This window comes from Planctomycetia bacterium, assembly GCA_015200345.1.
Classification (GTDB): domain Bacteria; phylum Planctomycetota; class Phycisphaerae; order UBA1845; family UTPLA1; genus PLA3.
Genome location: CP054187.1, coordinates 2,190,468 through 2,212,515, shown reverse-complemented (window position 1 = coordinate 2,212,515; position 22,048 = coordinate 2,190,468). Strand labels below are relative to the sequence as shown.

14 protein-coding genes and 1 CRISPR repeat array (1 of these 15 running past the window's edge) are annotated in these 22,048 nt (G+C 63.6%); of the genes, 4 read left to right on the top strand and 10 right to left on the bottom strand.

What is annotated here, in order from left to right; all coding sequences use genetic code 11:
• A CRISPR array of direct repeats spans nucleotides 1-120; the repeat unit is 36 nt; unit sequence GTTGCGGATTGCTCGCAGGCCGGGGTCGATTACACT; it reaches 2,291 nt to the left of the window's first position.
• Between the two features lie 48 nt (nucleotides 121-168).
• The 5 genes from cas2 to HRU71_09095 all read right to left on the bottom strand — a co-directional run bounded on the left by cas2 (nucleotide 169) and on the right by HRU71_09095 (nucleotide 6,116).
• Nucleotides 169-474, bottom strand: a complete 306-nt coding sequence (gene cas2, locus HRU71_09115) for a CRISPR-associated endonuclease Cas2 (GenBank protein QOJ04969.1) — start codon at nucleotides 472-474, stop codon at nucleotides 169-171.
• Between the two features lie 14 nt (nucleotides 475-488).
• Complete coding sequence (cas1, locus tag HRU71_09110; protein ID QOJ03637.1) at nucleotides 489-1,499, bottom strand: type II CRISPR-associated endonuclease Cas1; 1,011 nt, start codon at nucleotides 1,497-1,499, stop codon at nucleotides 489-491.
• A 56-nt stretch (nucleotides 1,500-1,555) separates the two neighbouring features.
• Entirely contained in the window at nucleotides 1,556-4,747 is a 3,192-nt protein-coding gene (gene cas9, locus HRU71_09105; GenBank protein ID QOJ03636.1) for a type II CRISPR RNA-guided endonuclease Cas9, read from the bottom strand.
• Nucleotides 4,748-4,959: 212 nt separating this feature from the next.
• Nucleotides 4,960-5,577, bottom strand: a complete 618-nt coding sequence (locus HRU71_09100) for a hypothetical protein (protein QOJ03635.1) — start codon at nucleotides 5,575-5,577, stop codon at nucleotides 4,960-4,962.
• Complete coding sequence (locus tag HRU71_09095; protein QOJ03634.1) at nucleotides 5,574-6,116, bottom strand: hypothetical protein; 543 nt, start codon at nucleotides 6,114-6,116, stop codon at nucleotides 5,574-5,576. The genes HRU71_09100 and HRU71_09095 overlap by 4 nt, the downstream gene beginning before the upstream one ends.
• A gap of 230 nt (nucleotides 6,117-6,346) precedes the next feature.
• On the opposite strand from HRU71_09095, the gene HRU71_09090 reads away from it, so the two are divergent.
• Both HRU71_09090 and HRU71_09085 read left to right on the top strand, forming a co-directional pair.
• Nucleotides 6,347-7,522 (top strand): acyl-CoA dehydrogenase family protein, encoded by a 1,176-nt coding sequence (locus HRU71_09090; GenBank protein QOJ04968.1) that lies wholly within the window; start codon nucleotides 6,347-6,349, stop codon nucleotides 7,520-7,522.
• A complete protein-coding gene (locus tag HRU71_09085) occupies nucleotides 7,523-8,551 on the top strand; it encodes an SGNH/GDSL hydrolase family protein (GenBank protein QOJ03633.1) in 1,029 nt (342 codons plus the stop codon).
• A 173-nt stretch (nucleotides 8,552-8,724) separates the two neighbouring features.
• Here HRU71_09085 and HRU71_09080 read toward each other — a convergent pair whose 3' ends face one another.
• The 4 genes from HRU71_09080 to HRU71_09065 all read right to left on the bottom strand — a co-directional run bounded on the left by HRU71_09080 (nucleotide 8,725) and on the right by HRU71_09065 (nucleotide 13,259).
• Nucleotides 8,725-9,417, bottom strand: coding sequence for a hypothetical protein (locus tag HRU71_09080; protein ID QOJ03632.1), 693 nt, complete (start codon nucleotides 9,415-9,417; stop codon nucleotides 8,725-8,727).
• A 41-nt stretch (nucleotides 9,418-9,458) separates the two neighbouring features.
• On the bottom strand, nucleotides 9,459-10,100 hold the full coding sequence (locus tag HRU71_09075) for a prepilin-type N-terminal cleavage/methylation domain-containing protein (protein ID QOJ03631.1): 642 nt from the start codon (nucleotides 10,098-10,100) through the stop codon (nucleotides 9,459-9,461).
• Nucleotides 10,101-10,333: 233 nt separating this feature from the next.
• On the bottom strand, nucleotides 10,334-12,058 hold the full coding sequence (locus HRU71_09070; protein ID QOJ03630.1) for a hypothetical protein: 1,725 nt from the start codon (nucleotides 12,056-12,058) through the stop codon (nucleotides 10,334-10,336).
• A gap of 181 nt (nucleotides 12,059-12,239) precedes the next feature.
• Nucleotides 12,240-13,259, bottom strand: a complete 1,020-nt coding sequence (locus HRU71_09065; protein QOJ03629.1) for a hypothetical protein — start codon at nucleotides 13,257-13,259, stop codon at nucleotides 12,240-12,242.
• 770 nt (nucleotides 13,260-14,029) lie between these two features.
• Between HRU71_09065 and HRU71_09060 the strand changes: the two genes are divergently transcribed.
• Entirely contained in the window at nucleotides 14,030-19,057 is a 5,028-nt protein-coding gene (locus HRU71_09060; GenBank protein QOJ03628.1) for a hypothetical protein, read from the top strand.
• A 296-nt stretch (nucleotides 19,058-19,353) separates the two neighbouring features.
• A complete protein-coding gene (locus HRU71_09055) occupies nucleotides 19,354-20,805 on the top strand; it encodes a phosphatase PAP2 family protein (GenBank protein ID QOJ03627.1) in 1,452 nt (483 codons plus the stop codon).
• Here the strand turns inward: HRU71_09055 and HRU71_09050 are convergent, their stop codons facing one another.
• On the bottom strand, nucleotides 20,806-21,954 hold the full coding sequence (locus HRU71_09050; protein QOJ03626.1) for a saccharopine dehydrogenase NADP-binding domain-containing protein: 1,149 nt from the start codon (nucleotides 21,952-21,954) through the stop codon (nucleotides 20,806-20,808).
• Nucleotides 21,955-22,048 lie beyond the last annotated feature (94 nt).

Sequence of the window (22,048 nt, the reverse complement as noted above, 5' to 3'; positions counted from 1 at the left end):
ATCCGGCGCGTGCGCGATGTTGCGGATTGCTCGCAGGCCGGGGTCGATTACACTGTGTCGCTCGGCGGCTCATCGACCGGCCCAGTTGCGGATTGCTCGCAGGCCGGGGTCGATTACACTACCTCGTTCCGAAGCGGCTTTCCGACCGACACTTGCGAGCAGCCCGGTCTAAAAAAGTTCGAGTTGTTGCGGGGCCGGTTCGGGGGGCTTGCGCCGTTTTCCCCAGAAAACGCGCATGCGCTCAAATTGCTTGTCAGTGATGGTGAGGATGCGCACTTCACCGTCGTCCGGAAGAAACCCCTGCACGCGCTGGATGTGCACATTGGCGTTTTCCTCGCTGGCACAATTTCTAATATAGACCGAAAACTGCATTTTGGCAAAGCCGTCCTTGAGCAGGGCCTTGCGAAACTGCGCGTAGGCCTTTCGCGCCGCTTTCGTATCGACCGGCAAATCAAACATGGCGATAACCCACATGCAGCGATACCCGCTCAAGTACATGCGACCGGAATCTCCAGTTCCTCGGCGTCGCCGTCGAGACACTTCGCCAGGGATGCGGCAAAACGATGCAGCGCGACCATGAGCGGGCCGGTTTGTCCCGCTAGTTCGACGTCCGATGCGAGCAGCCCCAAGAGCGCTTTCTTGCTGTCCGGGCCGAGCTCAAGCACCCCTTGACGCGCAAGCCCACTCACGGCCGCGTCCACCATGGGACGAAGCGGCTCCACGAGATCGTCCGCCAGGCAGAACGCGTTGGAACGGTTCGAGTGCTTCAATCCCAGGGCCGGGAACAGGCCGGCGCATACCAAGGCCCGCGCGACGGCCGCGCGCAGGACGGCGTAGCCATAATTGAGCAGGTTGTTCGGTGCTGGGCCGTCGGCATCGCGCCGGAAATCCGGCACGGCGGCTCTGCCCGCCGCCTCGGCGTGAATGGTTTGAAGCCATGCCGGCCAATAGGCCCGAGCAGCCTGGGCTTCGAGGTTGTCAGGGTCGCCGGAGCGGACATTCCGCGCCAGGCCGAGCAGCTTGGTACGTGTGAGGGTGTCGGGCAACAGGTTCGCCGCTTGCGCGCGAATCTTGGCGCGGATGATTTGCTGCCACAGTCGCTTTCGGACGGGCTTCGGCACGTTGATTTGGGCCTGCACTCGCCAGACGACCTGCGAGTGCTCCGCGATCGGCAGCAGCAATCCGATTGGCAGGTGGTTTCTCCCGCAAAGTACAACGGCGGCATCATGCTCAAGGAGTGTTGTGAGCGCGCTGTGTGAATACGTCACGGCGGGGTGATCGACCAGCAGGACGCCGATGTCCTCGCAGGGAATGGCCGGCGTGGGTCGATGGTCCGGATCGTGTTGCGCTCGGGCACCGCGCCGGGAAGAACCCGCCCCGTCGGGGTCGCGGTCCGGCTGGGTGTCAGTATTCTCGCGCTGCGCGCGGAGGAGGAGTTGGCCGTCGCGGACGGCCAGGTAGGCGGGGTTCTGGGAGATTTCGATCGTGCGCTTGATCACGGCCCCCATTCCGTCGACCGTGGTAGATCGGTCGCGACGGCGGGGTTCTTTATTTATCAGTCGTTGGCCCAGCGAATACGACCTAGGGGGTCTACCGTCACCTTTCGCGCCTTGAGGGTATTCGGCATGAAACTATACAGCCTCTTGTGCTTTCGGGCGTCGGTATGTTCATAAAACCACATCTGCTGTGATGTTTGAGCCGCGGTGTCAAAGACAAGGAGCTTTTTGTTACCCCCGACATCAACCAACACAAGCTCTCCGCCGCTTAGCGAAAACACAAATCGTGCATTTTGCGGAATACCAGCATTATTGTTGGGCGGATTGCGTTGGATAATGGGCTCGTGGCACTTGAGCCGCTTAATGGCGTCGATCATTGTGACGAAAACAGCTTTGCGCTTTGTCTTACCGCCTTCATCCCACTCGAACAACGCCAAGTGATGTGTTGACATCGGATTGACTTGTACTTCGTGCGGTGTTTTCTCACGGATCGGTCTAATGGTTTCACTGGGCACCAAGAGCCGAGCGCGTTTAATAGGGACGCCTGACGGCATTGTTAATTCTGCCAAGACCTTCTTCATCGCCCCACCATCCACCCCCTTCCCGCGCCCAGCGATAATGCCGGCCCGAGACAGCTCGCCCTTTACAATGTCCTTGATAGCGGCGTCGCGTATCTTGTCTATTTCGCTTGGTGAGAGCTCTATCAGCGGCTTGCGCTTGACAAAGTACCCCGGCCTCTGCGTCTTGCCAAAAGGGTTGTCGTCATGCAGCGCGCCCGCCACCTTCCTTTTGGCGCGACGCGACACGTTGATATCTCTGATCTTCGCAACAACATCATCACGGAATGACGCCCACGGCGCGGGCAGGGCTTCGTCAGCCCTGTCTCCCCCGCCCCTCTTGCGAATGCGCGACAGCTGTTGAAGGCGAGAGCGATTTGTCAGCGCGACGACGATCGCGTCTATTGCGTGGTGGCGGTGGTCGGCGCGATTCTTTTCCCCTGACCGCAGATCGGCCTGCTCCTGCCAGGCGGGGCTGTCTGGCAGCGATGACAGCACGTCATCAAGCCCCCACTGGTGTCGCAGCTCCGCCGTCAACTCGCCCTTCAGGCCGAGTACGGCGTGCTCGTTTTCAAACAAACATTTTAGATACTCCACGGTTGCACTGGTGATGTAGCCGGTCGCCGTCAGTTGACGAGCGATAAAGTCGTCCAATATCAAATCTTTCTGGCTGATTCTGCGGTATTTTTTGTAGGGCAGCGTCCCGCGCCGAACCAGTGACAAAGCATGTTGCAGAACTTCGGCGTATTTCTTGGGATTCTTATCGCACAACCATTCGTAGGGCGCTTGATTGCCTTTGTCGCTATTGCAATTTCGATGACAGACAACCTTGTTCATCTGTGAGTCATCGAGGCTGCGTGAATACGGCAAGATGTGGTCCACGTCGATCTCGCCGCCGAATAACTGTGCCTGGCTGATCTTATTGCCACAGTAGATGCAGTCATGGTTCTGCTGCTTCCACAACAGCCAACGCAGAATGCTGTCGCGATTGACAGCTACAGACGCCCCCCCTATCTTGAGTTTGCGTATTTCGTCAGCCGCCGCCGCGCGCTCTTCTTCAATTTCGCGGATACGAGACGTGTATTCACGGCGAGCTTCTGGCCCCTGTCGAACCTGGCGCGTTAATTCAACATGTACCGCTGCGGGCTTGCCGTACTCGCGGATGATGGCGTTGACGACCTTCCGCAATTCAACGATTGCTCGTTTAACAACAGGGCTTGGAATGTCGCCGATGCGAGCGTCCCTTGCTCTCGTTGGGTCTGGCAAATGGTCGAAGACTCGCCGTTGGAGCTGATCTCGGCGCATATACCCAGCAGCGTGCATCGCTGAATCCGTTTCGTCGTTTCCCATCAGCTTCAAGCCGCGTTCAAGAGGGGGAATAAGCTTGTTGAGAGCCATCACCGACAAGTGGATGTAGCCCTGCGGCAGATCTACACCCAGCACCGACTCGGCCTGGCTCCTTGTCAGGCCGCACTCCTCTATCAGGCGTTCGGCAGTTTCGTCATCATCCGTCGAAAGCACAAGCAATTCGACGACGCGGTTCTTGGTCTGCTCCGCCAGTTCATGCCATTTCGGCCCGTATGCGCCCTTGGCGGCCAGAAGCGAATCCGTCACCATGCCCCAAAGTTTTTTTCTCTTGCCGGATTCGAGGTTAAACTGCACCGATTCGTGCAACCCCAGCGCCTTGCGAATTTTGTCGAAATCCATTTCCTTGGACCGAGACAACTTTTTAAGTAGCGTGTCGCGATGCTCCGGCGAAAGAGACCGCTCTTGATTTGTATCCGGATCGATATACCTCAAATTATTAACTTCCTGTAGAAGGCGAAACCGCTGCGCTCGGCGGTCCGCGCGGGCACACCGCTTTTGCTTTGGCTCCAACTCACACTTGCCGACTACCGACCGAGGCCAATAGATTGGCCGCTGAAAGAAAATCAGCCCCTCGACGCCAAAGGCATCAAGAAATGATTGGCCCTTTTTCCGCCTGCGGGGCAACGACGGAAATTTTTGTGCCGCGCCGGATGCGCCATACCGCAGCTTGTCCGTTAAGAGGCCGGCATGATGTTTAGATTGTTCTTTCCAGATTCTGTCGAACTCATAAGAGAGCATGTCGCGCCGGGTGTGGCGACGTCGAACGTGGTCATTATCAACTCGCTTGCAGTGGTTCATTTCGCGCGACTTGCGGTGAAGATACTCGCCAAGCGTTCGCGCGCCGGTTGCTTCAATGTCGGCCTGTAAGGCGCTCATTTCCGCGAGCATGCCCTTGACTTCATTGTTCGTGCGTTCCCGCTTTCGATTCGATAGAAACCCTCGGCGCTGTCCAAAGTGCAGCAAGATGCGGCCAATCTCGTAAGGCTTGAGCGGTTCATCCAATGCGCGGGCGCGCAACTCGTATGGATCCAGGCCTTCGAGCTTCTTTTGCTCACCGGGACCGGCAGGGTATAGACCGGATGCAATGAGAGCCTCGCGTAGGCGGCGTTTCCGCCGAGCGCGTCGAGCGATTTGCCGCCGCATGCCACGGGCAATCCTGCGGGCCTCGTTGCGCGGCGTTTCTTTCTTGGTGTCGAAATTGTCGACACCCTCCGGAAACACCCGCACCCCGCAATCGATCAACCCCTTCCCCCCCTCGGATTCGTCAACTAACGCCCAGCCGAGAGAGTTAGGCCCCAAATCCAGCCCCAGAACCAACCCAGACATATCAATCTCCCTTTCGCGCGGTTGAAAAGCACTTGACAAGCCGGTTGCATTTTGGCAGAATTACGACCAGTGTAATCGACCTCGGCCCGCGTGTCTTTTCGTAACAAGAAGAAAGATTCGCAGGCCACGCCCCACGGGGCGACCGGCCGCAACCGCAAGGGTGCGGCCTTTTTATTGCGCAAAGGCAATAAATTATTGCCGCCAGATCGGCCCTATTCAATTCTGCCGACTAGGAACGCGGCGATGTTTTCGCCGATGCTCGGCCCGGGGGCATTGCCGGGATGGTGTCGCCGTCGAGGCGGGCGCGCCTGGGGCAAGGCGGATTCGAGGTAGCGCGGTTCGGCGATCCAGCAGAAATCGTATTCATCATCCAGCGCGTGCAGGAACTCCAACTGGTGGTTGTCGGCCTTGGTCGGGTTCGCGACGGCGATGAGCGGCCGGCCCATCGGGAGGAACTCCATCAGCGAGCCGGTGCCGGCATGCGTGATGATGAGATCGGCCCGCCGTGCCTTGCTGACCAGCTCGCGATCGAACGCGACGTGGGCGATATGTTTCGGCGGCTTCTTTTGCAGGCCGATCTGCGCAAAGACGGCTGCGCCGCCGGTTTCCAGCCGGCCCGACACCGGCGTGGCTTTTGCGCACTCTGCGGCGCGGGCTTTCAGCCGGTTCGGCCCATGAAAAGCGGGGCCAGCGCTGGCAGGAGATGTGTCGGCAAGAGTTGTTGCCGCCCCCGCGCCGGTGAATTGGTCGAAGGCTCTCGCGCCGGCGAGGCGGTCCACCTCGTCGATCAACTCGTCAAAAAACTGTGTGCCGACGGTGACAAGGATCACAGCACCGCCCCCGCGTACGTCGTGCCCGGAAGCGTCCGCTGCAACCGTGGCCACTGGACGTACAGCCGATCCGCCAGGCGCAGCCGCCGCACCCATCGCCCGGTCGCAGACAAATTGCGAAATCTCGTCAGCGATTCGACAAACACACAGGTCGCGCCGCACCTTCGCCCGGCGACGAACAGGGGCAGCGCCATGGCCGTGCCGACCGCGAGGATGGCGGCCGGGCGAAGCCGCCTGACCAGTCGATCGGCCTCGATCATCGACCGCGCGAAGCGCACGGCGTTGCCGATCCAGCCGAACCGCTGCGCACGCGTCGGCCCGAGGTAGTGCATCGGGTAGCGAGGGCCGTCGTGCGGCATCTCCAGCCGGGCCGCGCCGTGGACACCGCGGCAATGGCCGTAAACATACGCGTAGCGAAATTGGTCCGCCGGGAACTGTTCCAGCATGCGCTGGGTCTCGCGATGCCAGCCGCCGCCGCAGAGCGTGACCAGCACCAGCGGCCGCGCATCGCTCCTGTGTGTGGATAATGATTGCGCCATGTCGCACCCCGGCGGCTCGATTTATTGAATCGGGATTCGTTCACCCTGTTCATCGGCCCAGCGAAGGCCCGGCGTCAAGTTGGCCCGACCAAAACAGCCCATAATCACATGCAGTCATGTCATCGCCGTGCTTCATTGAGGCTCGCCGCTGCGTTACAATCCCCGGTTCGACACCCTGGACCCGCAACACGGACCCGAAGCACGAGGAACCGCACATGGCCGCACCGAGCATGACTACCGCCGTTGAAACGCCCAATCCGTACGACTACTACAACATCCGCAGCCTGCTCTCTGACGATGAGCTCGCCATTCAGGACGCGGTCGCGCGGTTTGTGGACGAGCGCGTGCTGCCGGTCATTCCGCAGGCGTTTGAGGACCACCGTTTTCCAAAGGAACTCGTTCCCGAGATCGCTTCGATGGGCCTGCTCGGCTGCAACATCGAGGGCTATGATTGCGCCGGCCTGAACAACGTCTGCTACGGCCTTGTCTGCCAGGAGCTGGAGCGCGGCGACAGCGGCGTGCGCAGCTTCGTCAGCGTGCAGGGCAGCCTGTGCATGTACCCCATCCTCGCCTACGGCAGCGAGGAACAAAGACAAAAGTATTTACCTCGCATGGCCAAGGGCGAGTGCATCGGCTGTTTCGGCCTCACCGAGCCGGACGGCGGCAGCGATCCCGGCACCATGAAGACCCGCGCCGTGAAAAAGGGCGGCGACTGGGTCATCAACGGGGCCAAGATGTGGATCACCAACGGCACCATCGCCGACATCGCCATCGTCTGGGCGATGACGGACGAGGGCGTGCGCGGGTTCATCGTCGAGAAGGGCATGCCGGGCTACACCGCACGCGACATTTTGCGGAAGTTCTCCCTGCGCGCCAGCGTCACCAGCGAATTGTTTTTCGACAACGTGCGCGTGCCCGCCTCGCAGATGCTGCCGAACGTCGTGGGGTTGAAGGGGCCGCTGGGCTGCCTGACCCAGGCGCGATACGGCATCACCTGGGGGGCGATCGGAGCCGCCATCGCGTGCTTCAAAGAGGCGCTGGAGTTCGCGAAGATCCGCGTCGTCTTCGGGCGGCCGATCGCGCACACGCAGACGATTCAGCGGCGGCTGGCGGACATGAGCCGGCGCATCACGACGGCGCAATTGCTGTCCCTGCAACTGGGGCGCTTGAAAGACGCCGGCACGATGCACCACAGCCAGGTGAGCATGGCCAAGTGGAACAACGTGCGCATGGCGCTGGACATCGCCCGCGACGCCCGCGACATCCTCGGCGCCGGCGGCATCAGCATCGAGTGCAGCCCGATCCGCCACATGCTGAACCTCGAGTCGGTGATTACCTACGAAGGCACCGAGACGATCCACGAACTGGTCGTCGGCCGGGAACTGACAGGCCACGCGGCGTTTTAGATGCGTACCTTTGCGACCATCGCCCTTGTCGCATTCACGATCTCCGGTTGCGGCCTGTTTTCTGCGCCGACCGCGCCCACCGGGCCGTTTACGCAGATCGTCGTCTTCGGCGACAGCCTGTCCGACGCGGGGAACATTCACGCTGCCTTCAGCATCGTGCCGCAGGCGCCTTATTTTGACGGCCGTCTATCAAACGGGCCGGTCTGGGTCGAGCGGCTCGCGTCGCGCTACGGTCTCGTCGCGCGACCCAGCTTCCGCGGCGGGACCAACTTCGCCCACGCCGCATCAGGGACCGGCCGCGGGCTGGGCCAGTCGTTCGGTCTGCCGCTGGGGCCGAACGTTCGGCAGCAGGTCGATTTGTATCACGGTCAGCCAGCCGGCACGGAGCTGTTCGTTGTCTGGGGCGGGGCCAACGATGTTTTCGACGTTTTGGGCGACGACTGCAACGACCCGCCCACGACCATCGCCGACAACGTTTTTCTCGCCGTCGCGCGGCTTTACGAACTCGGCGGGCGGTGGTTCCTTGTGCCGAACCTGCCCGACATCGGGCTGACGCCGCGCTATCGCGACACGCCTCGGCAGGAGCGGGCGACGCAGCTATCCAATGACGTGAACGCGGCGCTTGGCGCCCGGCTCGATCAGCTTGAAACGCTGCCCGACATCCGCATCTGGCGGATGGACATCGCCGCGCTCTTCGCGGAAATGATTGCGTCGCCGCCGCCGGGGCTAACGAATACGACCGACCCCGCGTGGACCGGCGGCTTTCTCGGCTACGCGGGCGGCGAGGGCCAACTGGCCGAGAATCCCGATGCGTATTTGTTCTGGGATGACGTCCACCCGACGCGCGTCTCGCACCAGGTGCTGGCGGAGCGGGCCATCGATCTCTTGCAGGCCAGCCTGCCGACGGCCGCCCCGCCGCCGCCGCCCGCCGGATTCGCTTTCAACATCCTGCCGCCGGAGACGGAGTTCTGGCTGATGTATTTCTCGCTCGCCAGCCAGCCCGAGCGAGGCGACGCATGTCGATTTTGAGGCGCGCTGCCGATGAAATCCGGATCGACATGAGCCGGCGCGGGGCGCGTGCGGGGCAGTTGGAATTATTTGGCGGTTAAGCGGGCCGCGCGGGCTGAAGCCCCCGGCTCGTTGAGCGTGAATCGTTTAGCGGGAATCGTCCGAGTCAATAGATGTCGAATACCCGATGTCGATTACCCGCCCGGGCCGCGGCGGCCGCCGCCGGGGCCGCCTGGACCGCGTCCACCCGGTCCGCCAAAGCGCGGCATTTGTATGCCCCGCTCGGCGGATCGCCGCATCATCGCACCGAAGTACGCCATGCGCTGGGCGCTTTTGTTCGGATCGCGCGTTTCGGAGTCGGCCTTGCGCTCGGCCTGTGAGCGATTGGCCCACCGGTTGCGCATCTCCTCGCGCCGCTTTTCGCGCTCCGCCTTCTTTTCGGGATCGCTCTCCTCGGCCGCCTCCTTCTCCTCTTCCTGGCGTCGGCGCTCTTCCATCGCCTTCATGAACTTCTGCATTTCGTCAATGTGTTTGTCCAGCACGGCGTTCTTGTCTTCGTCGGTCTTGGCGGCGAAGTATTCATCGACGCGCTGTTGCATCATCTGGTCCATCGCCTCGCGCATGTTCTTGCGGGCCTGCTCGCGCTGCTCCTCCGTCAGATCGGTGCGATCCATGAAATTGCGCATGCGCTCCATGACGACGGACGGATCCTCCGTGGCCGACGCCTTGATCTTCTCGACGGTGTACTCTTCGGGCAGGGCGGTCGTCGTCGCCTCGGCGTCCTTTGCGCCGCCCGCGAAATGCGCGACGCCCCACGCGCCGCCGCCCAGCGCGGCGATCAACGCGCCGGCAATGACAAGCGTCTTCGGACTGGATGAAACAGACATGGTGTGGTTCCTTCTGCTGTGGCGAGACCCGCCGGCTCGCGTTAATTCTCAAAATCCGTCACGTGCGTATCGTAATACACGTACCGCCGCGCGCCGGGCTTGCCGCCGGGCCCGTGAAAATTGTCATAATCGCGCAGAATCCAGAGCGTGTTCTCGTTGATCGTGCGGCCGGTGAACTCGGCCATGCGCTTGATCGATTCGGCGATCGAAATGCCTCCGAGACGGAATCGGTATTCGTAGCTGCTCTTCTCGGTGGAGAAATAGGATCTGCCCTCGTTGGGAGCGCCGCGGACGATCTGCCCGTTGTCGTCGGGGCAGGCAAAGACCTTCTCCGAGTCACCGACGTGCGGCGCGAGCACGTCGGCCAGATAGATCGCAACGGGATTCGGATCAGGGTCGGGATTGTCGGGTGTCGGCATGCCGATTGGAAACGGATCCACCGACGGCATGAACGATGCGTGCGGAAAGATGTCGCCGCTCGAGTCCAGGTAGGACCGCATGCCGATGGCGAGCTGGCGCAGATTGCTCGAGCAGGCCGTCCGCCGGCCCCTGGCTCGAGCCGCCCCGAGCGAGGGCAGCAAAATGGCGATCAACAGGGAAATGATCGCGACGCTGACGAGCAGCTCAATCAATGTGAATCCGCCGCGCAGCCGGCGAGCCTTCAATGGTCGGAAAAAAGGCATCGAGACACCTGATAACACAGAGGGGTAAAACTCCCATCTCCGGTCAAAGATAAACGGAACAGCAGGCCTGGTTATTCGCCGGGCAATTCCGGCGGCGTTCGGGCCGCTATTCGGACTCGCCGGATCGATTATAGCTCTGCAGGCGGCATAGTCGCCAAGGCAATGCCCCATGCGCATTGCACGGGGCTTTCGCTTTGGGTCATTGGCTCCGTTGTGTGCGGCCCGTGGCGCGCTCACTCGACCGTCGTCAGGATGATCTGGCCGATCTGGATATCGTGGGCTGTGTTGGTTCCGGTGTAGTTCAATTCAAAATTCAGGTAGAGGGGGCCGGTGATGTCCACGGGGGTCGCCGGCGTGACGAAGTAGGAGGTCCACGCGGTGGACTTCTGCTGCGTCGCGTTGACGGCAAGGTTCGTGAACGTGCCGTTCGGCCCCATGATTCGCGCGCGGGTCACCGCGATGAAGCTGTTGGGCGACGTCACCTTGTAATACACCTGCACGTTGGCCAGTTTCTGCTGCGTGCCGAAAAGCGACGTGTGCAGGTTCACCGGGATCATCGTGCTGTGCGTGCCGACGGCCGACGCGCGGACCTTCGCGGTGCCGTCTACCTGTGGCAGCACGTCAACGCTGGTGCCTGCACGGACCATGCCCAGCGGGCTGACGCCGACGAAGTTCGGCGCGGTGATCTTCAGACAATCCGCCTTGATGCAGCCGATGACTTCCAGCGCTTCGGTCGGGTTCATCGTGCCGATGCCGACGCTGCCGGCGCCGGGGCCGACCGGCGTCGGGTTGAGAATGACAAATCCCTTCATCGGGTCGCTGGTCGAATCAAGCACGAGATCGTCGCCCGCGGCGTCGCCGCCGTGCAGCACCTGGCCGCCCGGTCGCCCGGCGAGCAGGGCGAATTCGTCTTCATGACGACCGTCGAGTTTGTCGGCATTCAGATTGGTGACGACCGTCATGGAGTCCACGACGAGCGGCGGGGTGCCATCGGGGATGGTGGAGATGAATTGCTGATTCGTGCGGATGTTGCCGCCGACCACGTCGAGTTTTTCGCCCGGGGTCGTCGTCATGATGCCGACGTTGCCGCCGTTGGGGTTGATGATGACGTCGCCGTCGTTGGTCGCCGAGCCGTTCAGGGTAAGCGGATCGTTGTTGTTCGTTCCGCCGTTGAGTTGTTGGCCGCCCGGTCGACCGGCGAGCAGGGCGAATTCCTCTTCGCTGAGGCCGTCGAGCTTGTCCACATTGAGATTGTCAACGCGCGTCATGGACGCGACGACCATCGGCGCGGTGCCGTCAGGGATCGATGATCGCAATTGCGAGTTCGTATGAATATCGCCGTTCACGTCGAGCGGGAAGGCCGGCGGCACGGGCGGCGGATTGCCGACGCCGACGTTCCCGTTGTTGGTGTTGTCGTCGATATAGACCCGTGTGACGCCGTCGGTTTGAAGCTGGAGCGGGCTGTTGGCCGTGACGAAGTGCGTAAAGACCGTCCCGTCGACAGTGAGATCGCCAGAGAAGTTGAAGTTGCCCGGCACTGAAAGCGTGCCGCCGACGGTGAGATTTCCGGCGATGTTGGCCGCACCGTTGACATCAAGCAGGAAGGCCGGCGCGCCGGTGCCGATGCCGACGTTTCCGCCCAGCGCGTTCAGGAGAATGTTGCCATCATTGGCCGTCGAGCCTTGCAGTGCCAGGGCGTCGCCGCTGGCCGTCCCGCCGCTCAAGATCTGCCCGCCCGCGCGGCCGGCAAGCAGTGCGTATTGCAAGTGGTCGTCCTCGCCGAGGTCGAGCAAATCGCCGTGGCTGATGGGGCCTTGCAGTGCGAAGGCGTTCTGGATAGCCGGGGCGCCTTTGTCGGCGGGCTGCTCGACCTGTTCATACTGCGCCGCCGCCGGACGCGATGCGACAAGTGTCAGAATCGCCGCAAGAGCCGGGGCGATAAAATTCGTGCGAGTCATGTTCCTTCCTCCTTCTGGATGAAATGGCAAGAGATGCAATGGCAGGCCCCGCGCGCGACGAGCGATTCGCCCGCCGCCGGATTCGCGACGCCGAAGCGCCGCTGCATGGCCCGGCCGCCCAGCCGGGGTTGGGTCGTGCGCGCAAGCCGCCCCCTGCGGGAGCGGCCGCGCAGCACGACGACTACAGCCGCGACATCGTGACCGGCACGCGGGCGAAGGTGTTGCCCAGCGCGGTCAGCGTGCCCTCCAGATTGCCGTTGGTCAGCTCTTCGACGTCGAAGGTGAACTCGACGGTTGTCGCCTGTCCGAGGACTTGCGCATTGACGACCCAGGTGATCCGATTGCCCGAACGATCCGCCAGGCGCGTGGTGACGATGTTCAACTCCTGGCGCGATGCGTCATCGACGAGCTTGGTGATTTTCCCGCCCGATACAGTGACAAGCAGGTTGCTCGAGGAGTTCACGGCTTTCCACGTGCCGTCGAATCGCAGGCCGAACGAGTTGTCCAGCACAAACGCGACGGTGAAAAGCTGCGCCAGTGGCTGGAGGATGCTCGCGATCGGAAGCCAGATCGCCGCGAGAACGGCGAGGATGGAGTTCAGCGTGCCGGTCGCGGAGGCCGTTGATCCCTTGATCGGGCCGCCGCCGCCGGGCGGGGTCGCAGGCGGCGTGCCGCCGTTCTGTGATGACGCCTGATCCAGCGATGCGGCCAATTCGAGGATGTCCTGATTGGCAGCCATGTAGGGATTGGTGGAATTGCCGTCGGCGGCGACGACGCGACCGTTGTCATCGGCGGGGCGCGCCCAGGTCGGGCCGCCGTGCACCGAGATGGCGGCGACTTGCTTGGCACTGTTGAACTCCAGCTTGGCGCCTTCGCCGTGCACCGAGAAGTTGAAATCGGCCAGCGTGATCGCGTCGCCGTTCATCATGTAGCTGCCGCTCAACTCGCGCGCGTCGCTGTAAATCAGCCGGAACTGCCGCGTGCCGGGGGTGACTTCCAGCGCCGTCGGCCCCGCGAGGGAAGAGCCCTCCAGCGCGGTGACAATCGGATGGCCCGCTTCAAGCGGAATGATGAACATGCCCGTGGGGAAGAGGCTGAATCCCGGCCCGCACCCCGCGATGAAGAACTGCGAGTGCAGGACCAGCATGACGCAGAGACAGGCCTGGGCTTTGAATGTGAATCGTTTGAATGCGCGCAACATGATTGAACCTCCGGTTTCTTCCGGTCCATCCCGGCAAGAAGAAGAGTCGACGGCCGAACGGCGCGCGGGCAGGCATCGCGTTTGACAGAGTTGCTTCGCCCCCCGTTTCGCTCCGAGCGGTGCGAAAGGTTTTCTTTCCCTCTGCCCACTACTTCATCAGAAACGGCCGAGAAAGTCAATGCCCGCACGGTGTTTGACTGCTTTCGGAAAGATTTTTCGTTGTTGCGGTCGCGCGCGAAACCGGCAACCTGGAAAGCCGTGCGCCGGCGTCTCCCCCGCGACGATCGGGCTTTCATGCAGGAAAGAATGAGGCGAGCAAGAGATTCGCGCGGCAGAAGGGATTGTATCGGACGCTTCGGGATATTAGGACTATGTATTCATTTGGAGCGGCCCGATCCTGCGGTGCAAGGACCGCAACGCTCGCGAGCGCGGCGAAGGACACACGAAAGTTCACGCTGGCTTGATAATCTAGCCGTTCAGCGCTGGAGTCGGCGGGCGCGAATCATTAGAATGGAGATTAAGGGACGCGCGCGGCGATCAACTCGACGCCGCGTTCAATTGAGCGGGAAAGTTTCCGGACGGCGCAGGCGAAATCCCGTCTTGTCAGATCGCCGGCGCCAGTTCGCACTGGGAGGGCACGAACTCACCACGCAGTGAGAGGTTCTGTCCGCGCGACGCCTCGTCGCCGAGCCGAGCGCTTTGCGCTCCGCGCTGAATGGACGAAGGCGAATCGGCGCGCGTTGTATTTCAACAAGAGGAAGGGGAGCATCATGAATTCGTTCCACGCCAAGATGAACCGTGTCGATCGTTTCGTATCGTCGCGCGCCGCGTTCGCCGCGCTCGTTGCCGCCTCGTGGCTGATCGCCCCGGCGAGCGCCCGCGCCGACTCGTTTGTGCCCGACGTGATCGTGGTCGACGCCAACTCGGCCGTCACCGGCGCGTTCAACGCCGTCGCGGTCGGGCCGACGATCACCGAATCCTTCTTCAACGAATGGCCGGCCGGTACGACGATCACGCTCACCGCGCCGACCCATTTCGTTTTCGACACATCGGTGTTGTATAACGCGGTGGTCATCGCAGGCGACGTCATGCTCGCCAATGCGGGCGCCGAGACGCCCGCCGCAAACAGCGTGACCTTCACCGTCACCGCCGGTAGCACCATCGCCAGCACCATTCGCTTCCCCGACATTCGCCTGCGCGCGGTCGACTGCACCGGCGGAACAGCCGGCCCCGCGGCCGACATCCTGTTGACCGTCAGCGCGGCCGGTTCTACGCTTGTCAATGTCCCCATTGTGGACGTGAGCGTCATCGCCGGACCGGCGGTTGATCACTTCACGGTGTCCGCTGTTCCGGCCACGCTGAACCAGGCGGCCGGCAGCCCGTTCGTCGTGACACTCACGGCGCGCGACCTGTGCAACAACATCCTGCCGAACTTTGTTCCCCCCGCGCCGATCACCATCGCCGCGGCCGGCGGCGCGGGCCTGCGAACGTTCGCATCGGGCGGTGCGGCCAACGCGCTGACCATTGTCGACAACGCGAATAACACCGCCACTGTTCCGGTCGCCACGCCGTTCGACGCGCTGGGCACCGGCTCGTTCGAGGTTGCCAGCCCCGTCGGCGAAGGCCCCATCACGATCACCGCGGCGCTCGGCGCAGCCACCGGCAACATCGCGGTGAACTGGATCGACGCGACCTGCTCGCTCGCCCCCCCCGCCGACACGAATGCGATCAACACGATGCACAGCGTGACCGTCACCGTGTTGAGCAACGGCGCTGCCGCCGCCGGCGTCAACATCAACTTCGATGTCACCGCCGGGCCGAACGTCGGCGCGGCGGGCGTCGTGGCGACCGATGGCGCCGGCCAGGCGACGTTCACGTACAACGGCGCGGGCGGCCCGGGTACGGACACGATTCAGGCAAGCGGTCTGATCAACGGCGTCCCGTTCGTCTGCAACGCCACCAAGACCTGGATCGATCCCGTCTGCGTGCTGACGCCGCCGGCGGATACCAACCTGATCGGCAGCGATCACACCGTCACCAGCACCGTGCTGGTCAACGGCGCGTTCGCCGCGGGCGTGACGGTGAACTATCTCGTGACGGCCGGGCCGAACGCCGGCGCGGCGGGAATGGACACGACCGACGCGCTGGGCGTCGCGGATTTCACTTACACGAGCAACGGTACGATCGGCGTCGACACCATTCAGGCCAGCGGCGTCATCAGCGGCGTGCCGTTCACCTGCACCGCGACCAAGGAGTGGATCAACACCGGCTGCTCGCTTGCGCCGGCCACCGATGTCAATCGCGTTGGCGACATGCACACCGTGACGATCACCGTCCTGCGAAACGGCATCCCGCCGCTCTTCCCGCCGGGCGTGAACATCGACTTCGAGGTTGTCTCCGGGCCGAACGTCGGAACGGTCGGCATGGCCACCACCGACGCGGCTGGTAACGCGTCATTCACCTACACCAGCAACGGCAACCCCGGGCTGGACACGATTCGCGCCACCGGCCTCGTCGACAGCGTCCCCATTCTCTGCACTGCGACAAAAGACTGGATCGATCCGACATGCACGCTCACCCCGCCCGCGGCAACCAACCTGATCGGCACGATGCACGCCGTCACCGCGACCGTGCTGCGTCGCCCTGGCGTGCCCGCGGTTGGTGCGACCGTGAACTTCGCCGTGACGGCCGGCCCGAACGCCGGCACCGTCGGCGCCGTGGTCACCAATGCCGCCGGCGAGGCGGTCTTCATGTACACCGATGCCGGCGGACCGGGCGTCGATACGATCCAGGCTTCCGGCAATGTTGACGGCGTGACGTGGACTACCGCGTCGGCCGCCAAGACCTGGATCAGTACCGGCTGCTCGCTCGCGCCCGCAAGCGACACCAACCAGATCGGCGATAGCCACACGGTTACGGCGACCGTTCTTCGCAACGGCTTGCCTGCCGCGGGCATCACGGTCAACTTCCTCGTCACCGCCGGGCCGAACACCGGCACTGCGGGCGTCGGACTTACCGACGTGAACGGCAACACCAGCTTCACCTACAACGGCGTCGGCGGCGTCGGCATCGACACCATCACCGCCACCGGCAGCATCGACGGCGTGCCCTGGACGCCGGCCACGGCGACCAAGGAGTGGATCGACGCCGGGTGCATTCTCGCCCCCGCATCGGACACCAATCAGGTCGGCGACAATCACAGTGTCACCGTCACGGTGGTGCGCAACGGCGTACTCGCCAATGGCGTGACCGTGAACTTCCTCGTGACGGCCGGTCCGAATGCCGGCGCGGCCGGCGTCGGCGTGACAAATGTCATCGGAGAGGCTGTGTTCAACTACACGAGCAACGGACTGCCCGGCACCGACACGATTCAGGCGACGGCGCTGGTCAGCGGCGTCGCGACGGTTTGCACCGCCAGCAAGACCTGGATCAACGCACAGTGTCTGCTCGATCCGGCCGCCGGTGTAAATCTCGTCGGCACGTCGCATACGGTAACATCGACTGTGCTGGTCAACGGCGTGCCGCAAGCCGGCGTGACGGTCAACTTCTCCATCACCGCCGGTCCGAACGCGGGCCAGAACGGCGCCGACGTGACCGACGCACTGGGTCACGCCGAGTTCACCTACATGAGTAACGGCGCGGCCGGCACCGACACGATTGCGGCAACCGCCACCATCACCGGCGTCACCACCAACTGCTCGGCGACCAAGGAGTGGATCACCAGCGGCTGCTCGCTTGATCCACCCACGGCCGCGAACGGCGTCGGCACGATGCATACCGTGACCGTCACGGTCCTGCGCAACGGCGGGCCGGCGGCCGGCGTGAACGTCGGGTTCAGCGTCATCAACGGCCCGAACTTCGGCGCGTCGCTCGCTGCGGCTCCGACGAATGCGCTGGGCCAGCGCTCGTTCACCTACACCAGCAACGGCGCGACCGGTACCGACACGATCGAGGCCAGCGGCCTGCTTGACGGCATCCCGTTCTCCTGCACCGCGACGAAGACATGGGTGCAGGCGTCGTGCAGCCTCTCGCCGCCGACCGCCACCAACCAGGTCGGCACCAACCACCTGGTGACGGTGACTGTGCTGCGCAACGGCGCACCCGCCGCGGGCGCGACGGTGAACTTCAACATCACGGCCGGGCCGAACACCGGCCTGTCGGCTTCGCCGGTGACGAACGGCGCCGGCCAGGCGACGTTTAACTACGTCAGCAACGGAACACCCGGCACCGATACGATTCAGGCGTCAGGCAACGTCGACGGCTCGCCATTTGTCTGCACGGTGACCAAGACGTGGATCAACACCGGCTGCTCGCTGTCTCCGCCGACCGATACGAACCAGATCGGCACGCAGCACACCGTCACGGCGAACGTGCTGAACAATGGCGTCGCCGCGCCAGGCGTGCTGGTTACGTTCGAAGTCACGGCCGGTCCGAACACGGGCGACACAGGCCTGGCAGTTACCAACGCTTCGGGTAACGCCGTCTTCACGTACACCGGCGATGGCGGCCCCGGCACCGACACCATTCAGGCGAGCGGTGCGATTTCCGGTGTGCCGTTCACCTGCACCGCGACCAAGTCGTGGATCAACGCCGCGTGCAGCCTCGCGCCGCCGACGGCGACAAACCAGGTCGGCACCGATCACTCGGTGACCGTCACGGTCACGTCCAACGGCGCGCCGCAGAACGGTGTGCTGGTGGCCTTTGATGTGTCGGCCGGACCGAACGCCGGCGCAGGCGATCTGCGCTTCACCAACGCAGCGGGCCAGGCGACGTTCACCTACACCAGCAACGGCCAGCCGGGCACGGATACGATCACGGCCGGCGGACTCATCTCCGGCGTGCCGTTCACCTGCACCGCGAGCAAGACGTGGATCAACGCGCAATGCAGCCTGTCCCCGCCGACGGATACAAACGTTAACGGCGAGGAACACACAACGACCGTCACCGTCACGCGCAACGGCGCGCCGGTCGCGGGCGTGGTGGTGAACTTCAACATCACCAGCGGTCCGAACGCCGGTCTGAACAACACCGACACAACCGACGCGAGCGGTCAGGGTGAGTTCATCTACACCGGCGCCGGCGGCGCGGGCACGGATACGATCCAGGCCACCGGCAACATCGACGGCGTGCCGTTCACCTGCACCGCCACCAAGACGTGGCAGGCCGGCGACGGCAACGGCATCAACCCCGACGAGGAAGACGGCGCCCCCAACAACGGCGACGGCAACAACGACGGCATTCCCGACAAGTTGCAGCCGAACGTCGCGTCGTTGAAGGACATCAACGGCAACTACGTGACGATTGTCTCGCCGCCGGGCACCGTGCTCATGAACGTCGAAGCGCTGAACACGCCGGCCGAGGGGATCACCCCGCCGGATGTCACCTTCCCGGTCGGATTCTTCGGGTTCAAGGTCACCGGCATCGGTCCGGGCGACTCGATCGAGGTGCAGATCATCATGCACTCGAACCCGACGGTGAACACCTACTACAAGTTCGGCCCGACGCCGATCATCCCGGTGCCGCACTTCTACACGTTCCTGTTTGACGGCAACACCGGCTCCGAAGTCGCCGGCAACGTTGTCACGCTGCACCTGACCGACGGCCAGCGCGGCGACAACGACCTGACCGTCAACGGGATCATCGTCGAGCCGGGCGCGCCGGCGCTGCAATCCGACAACCCCGCACCGCTGCAGAACAACACCTGCGGCGTGTGCGGATCGGGCGCGGCGATCGCCTCACCGCTGCTGGTGGTCGGCCTCGCGATGATGCGTCGCGGTCGATCGCGCCGGCGCATCTGAAGCTCAACGAGGTTATGAGCAACTTCGAACCGCCGCCCCCCCCAACGGGGGTCGGCGGTTTTTCTATTGACGCGGAGCGGTCCGATACCGATCCGCCGGCATCTTGGCGGCCGTTCTGTATTTTTCCTCGGCCGGGCGCCGCGTTCGGTATTTGCTCGACAACTCACGCGGGCATACGATTTGACCGACGTGTCGGAGTCGGCGCGGCCCGGCCGGGCATATCGGTGAGAGCCAACCGGCTCGGTCCGAACGGCTGCCCTGTCATCCCGCACAATACGTTGGGAGCGTTTTCTCATATGGCAACGCAAATCGTTTGCAGCCGCGGTTTCCGCGCTGGATTGATCGTGTTCTGCGCCTTGTCGCTCGCAGCCGGTTGCATTCCCGGGCTGGGCGCACTTCCCGGCGGCGAGGACGCGACAAGCTGGGTGCTTCGGTGGAACAAGATTGCCATCGACGCCAGCGGGCTGGATCACACACCACTGAAGGCAGGCGAAGTCCGTACCTTTGGCCACCAGTACGGCCCCACGCGATCCAGCCGAGCGATGGCCATTGTGCACATCGCCATGTTCGACGCCATCGTCGCGATCAACGGCGGCTACCAGAGCTACACCGGGCTGGCCCCCGCGCCGGCCAACACGTCCATGAAGGCGGCGGTCTCGCAGGCGGCGCACGATACGCTGGTCGCGCTCTACCCGTCGCATTCACAGACGTTTGACGAAAAGCTTGCCGAAGATTTGCAACACATCGACGACCCCGCCGCGCTGGCCAACGGCGTGCTGCTGGGGCAGCAGGCCGCCGCGGCGATTCTCGCGTTGCGCGCCGCCGACGGGTCGGACGACAACACCCCGTACGTTTTTTCCGATCAGCCGGGCGCGTGGCGATCCGACCCGATCAATCCGGGGCAGGAGGCGCTCGGCGCGAACTGGCACAAGGTGACGCCGTTTGCCATGAGCCGGTCCGATCAATTCCGCTGTCCGCCGCCCCCGCCCATCAGCAGCGTGGAATACGCCATTGCCTATGCGGAAGCGAAGGCATTGGGGGGCGACGGTATCAACACGCCAACCATCCGCACCGCCGACCAAACCGAAGCGGGCATCTTCTGGGCCTACGACGGCACGCCGAGTCTGTGTGCTCCGCCGCGGCTGTACAACCAGATCGCCACGCAGATCGGCAAGGAACGCGGGCTGGACGTCGTGCAACTGGGCCGCCTGCTGGCACTGGTGAACATCGGCCTGGCCGACGCCGCCATCGCCGTCTGGGAATCGAAATATTACTACAATCTGTGGCGCCCCGTGGCGGGCATACGCGAATCGGATGTCGGCACAGGCCCGCTGGGCCTGGGGGACAACAACCCGTTGACCGAGGGCGACCCCGATTTCACGCCGCTCGGCGCGCCGGCCAGCAATCTCGTCGGCCCGAACTTCACGCCGCCGTTCCCCGCGTACCCATCCGGCCATGCCGGCTTCGGCGGCGCGCTCTTCCAGACGCTGCGCAATTTCTTCGGCACCGACCAGATCGCCTTTACGTTTGTCTCTGACGAATTCAACGGCGAAACACGGGACAACGAAGGCAACGTCCGCCCACTCCTGCCGCGGAGCTTTGCGAGCCTTTCGCAAGCCGAGGAGGAAAACGGCCAGAGCCGAATTTACCTCGGCATCCACTGGTCCTTTGATAAGTCCGAGGGCATCGTGCAGGGGAATCGCGTGGCGAACTACGTCTGTTCGAAGGTTTACCAGCCGACGCCGTAATTACGCCACCGCCTCGACGCGCGATTCCACGCGCACGCCGCGCGTCGCAAGCCGCCGCAGCAGATCGCCGACCAACGCTTCGTCGCGCCCAAGCACTTCGGGCGGATGGATCCCCGGCTCGCTGATACGCCCTTCGAGGATCATTCGCGCGACAAGCGCGCACGGGTAACCCGTTGTCCGCGCCATCGAAGAATGACCCGTCGCCGCATCGTTCTGATCAAACAAATGATGGACGTATCGCACGGCTGCTCCGGTCGCATCGCGCCCCGACACCCGCACGTGCAGAAGCGTGAACTCCGGCTCTCCGGGCTTCAGCTCCCACAACGGAAACAACAAGCGGCTGGTCACGTCAATCGGCCGCACTTTCGCGCCGTTCTTGAGCGTTATTTCATCCTTGCTGAAGTAGCCCGTCTCGCGCAGCACGCGCATCAGGGCCGCGTGCCCCGGATAGCGCAGCGTCTTCTCTTTCATGTTGTCCGCCGGGATCGTCGTCAACAGGCTGCGCAGGCCGTCGGTGTTGAAGGCTTCCAGGGTGCCGACCGGCTCGAAGTCCATCAGCTCCGGCTCGGAAAGCGCCGGTCGGGTCACCATGCTTCCATTTTCGATGAATCGCGCGGGGCGCGTGTATTCCTCCAGCACATCCAGCGGCGCGAACGGCGCCTTGTACTCGTAAGGCCAGCTCCGCGTGCGCGGCAGGCCGCCGACGTAGTACACCGCGTCGGTCACGCGAGCGAGCCGGGCCGCCGCCTGGCCGATTAGGATGTTCGCCAGCCCCGGCGCGACGCCGCAATCGACGACCGCCGTGACGCCGCGCTCGCGCGCCAGGCCGCTTAACGACGTCGCATCCTCGGCCATGAACGAGATGTCCGCGTAGGGCTTACGCGACTCGATCACGACACGAAGGGCCATCAGCCCCAGCGCGCTGGGCAGCGCGCCGACGACGAGGTCAAACGGCGCGATCGCGCGAGCAACGCCTTCGGCGGACGAGAGGTCGGCCTGCATGCGCTGGAGGCGAAGGTCGGCGCGGGTGCGAGCGAGATTGGCCTCCGACACGTCGGCAACGGTGACGTTCAGCGCGGCGTCCGCGGCAAGGTCTTCGGCGATCGCTCGGCCCACCAGGCCGCAGCCCAATACAATGGCTTTCTTCATGGCAAGGGCATCCTGAAGGAGACGCTCGGCGGCGGACGATGACCGCGCGGCGCGAACCGGTTCGCGGCGGATTGTAACCTGAAGTGCCCGGGGG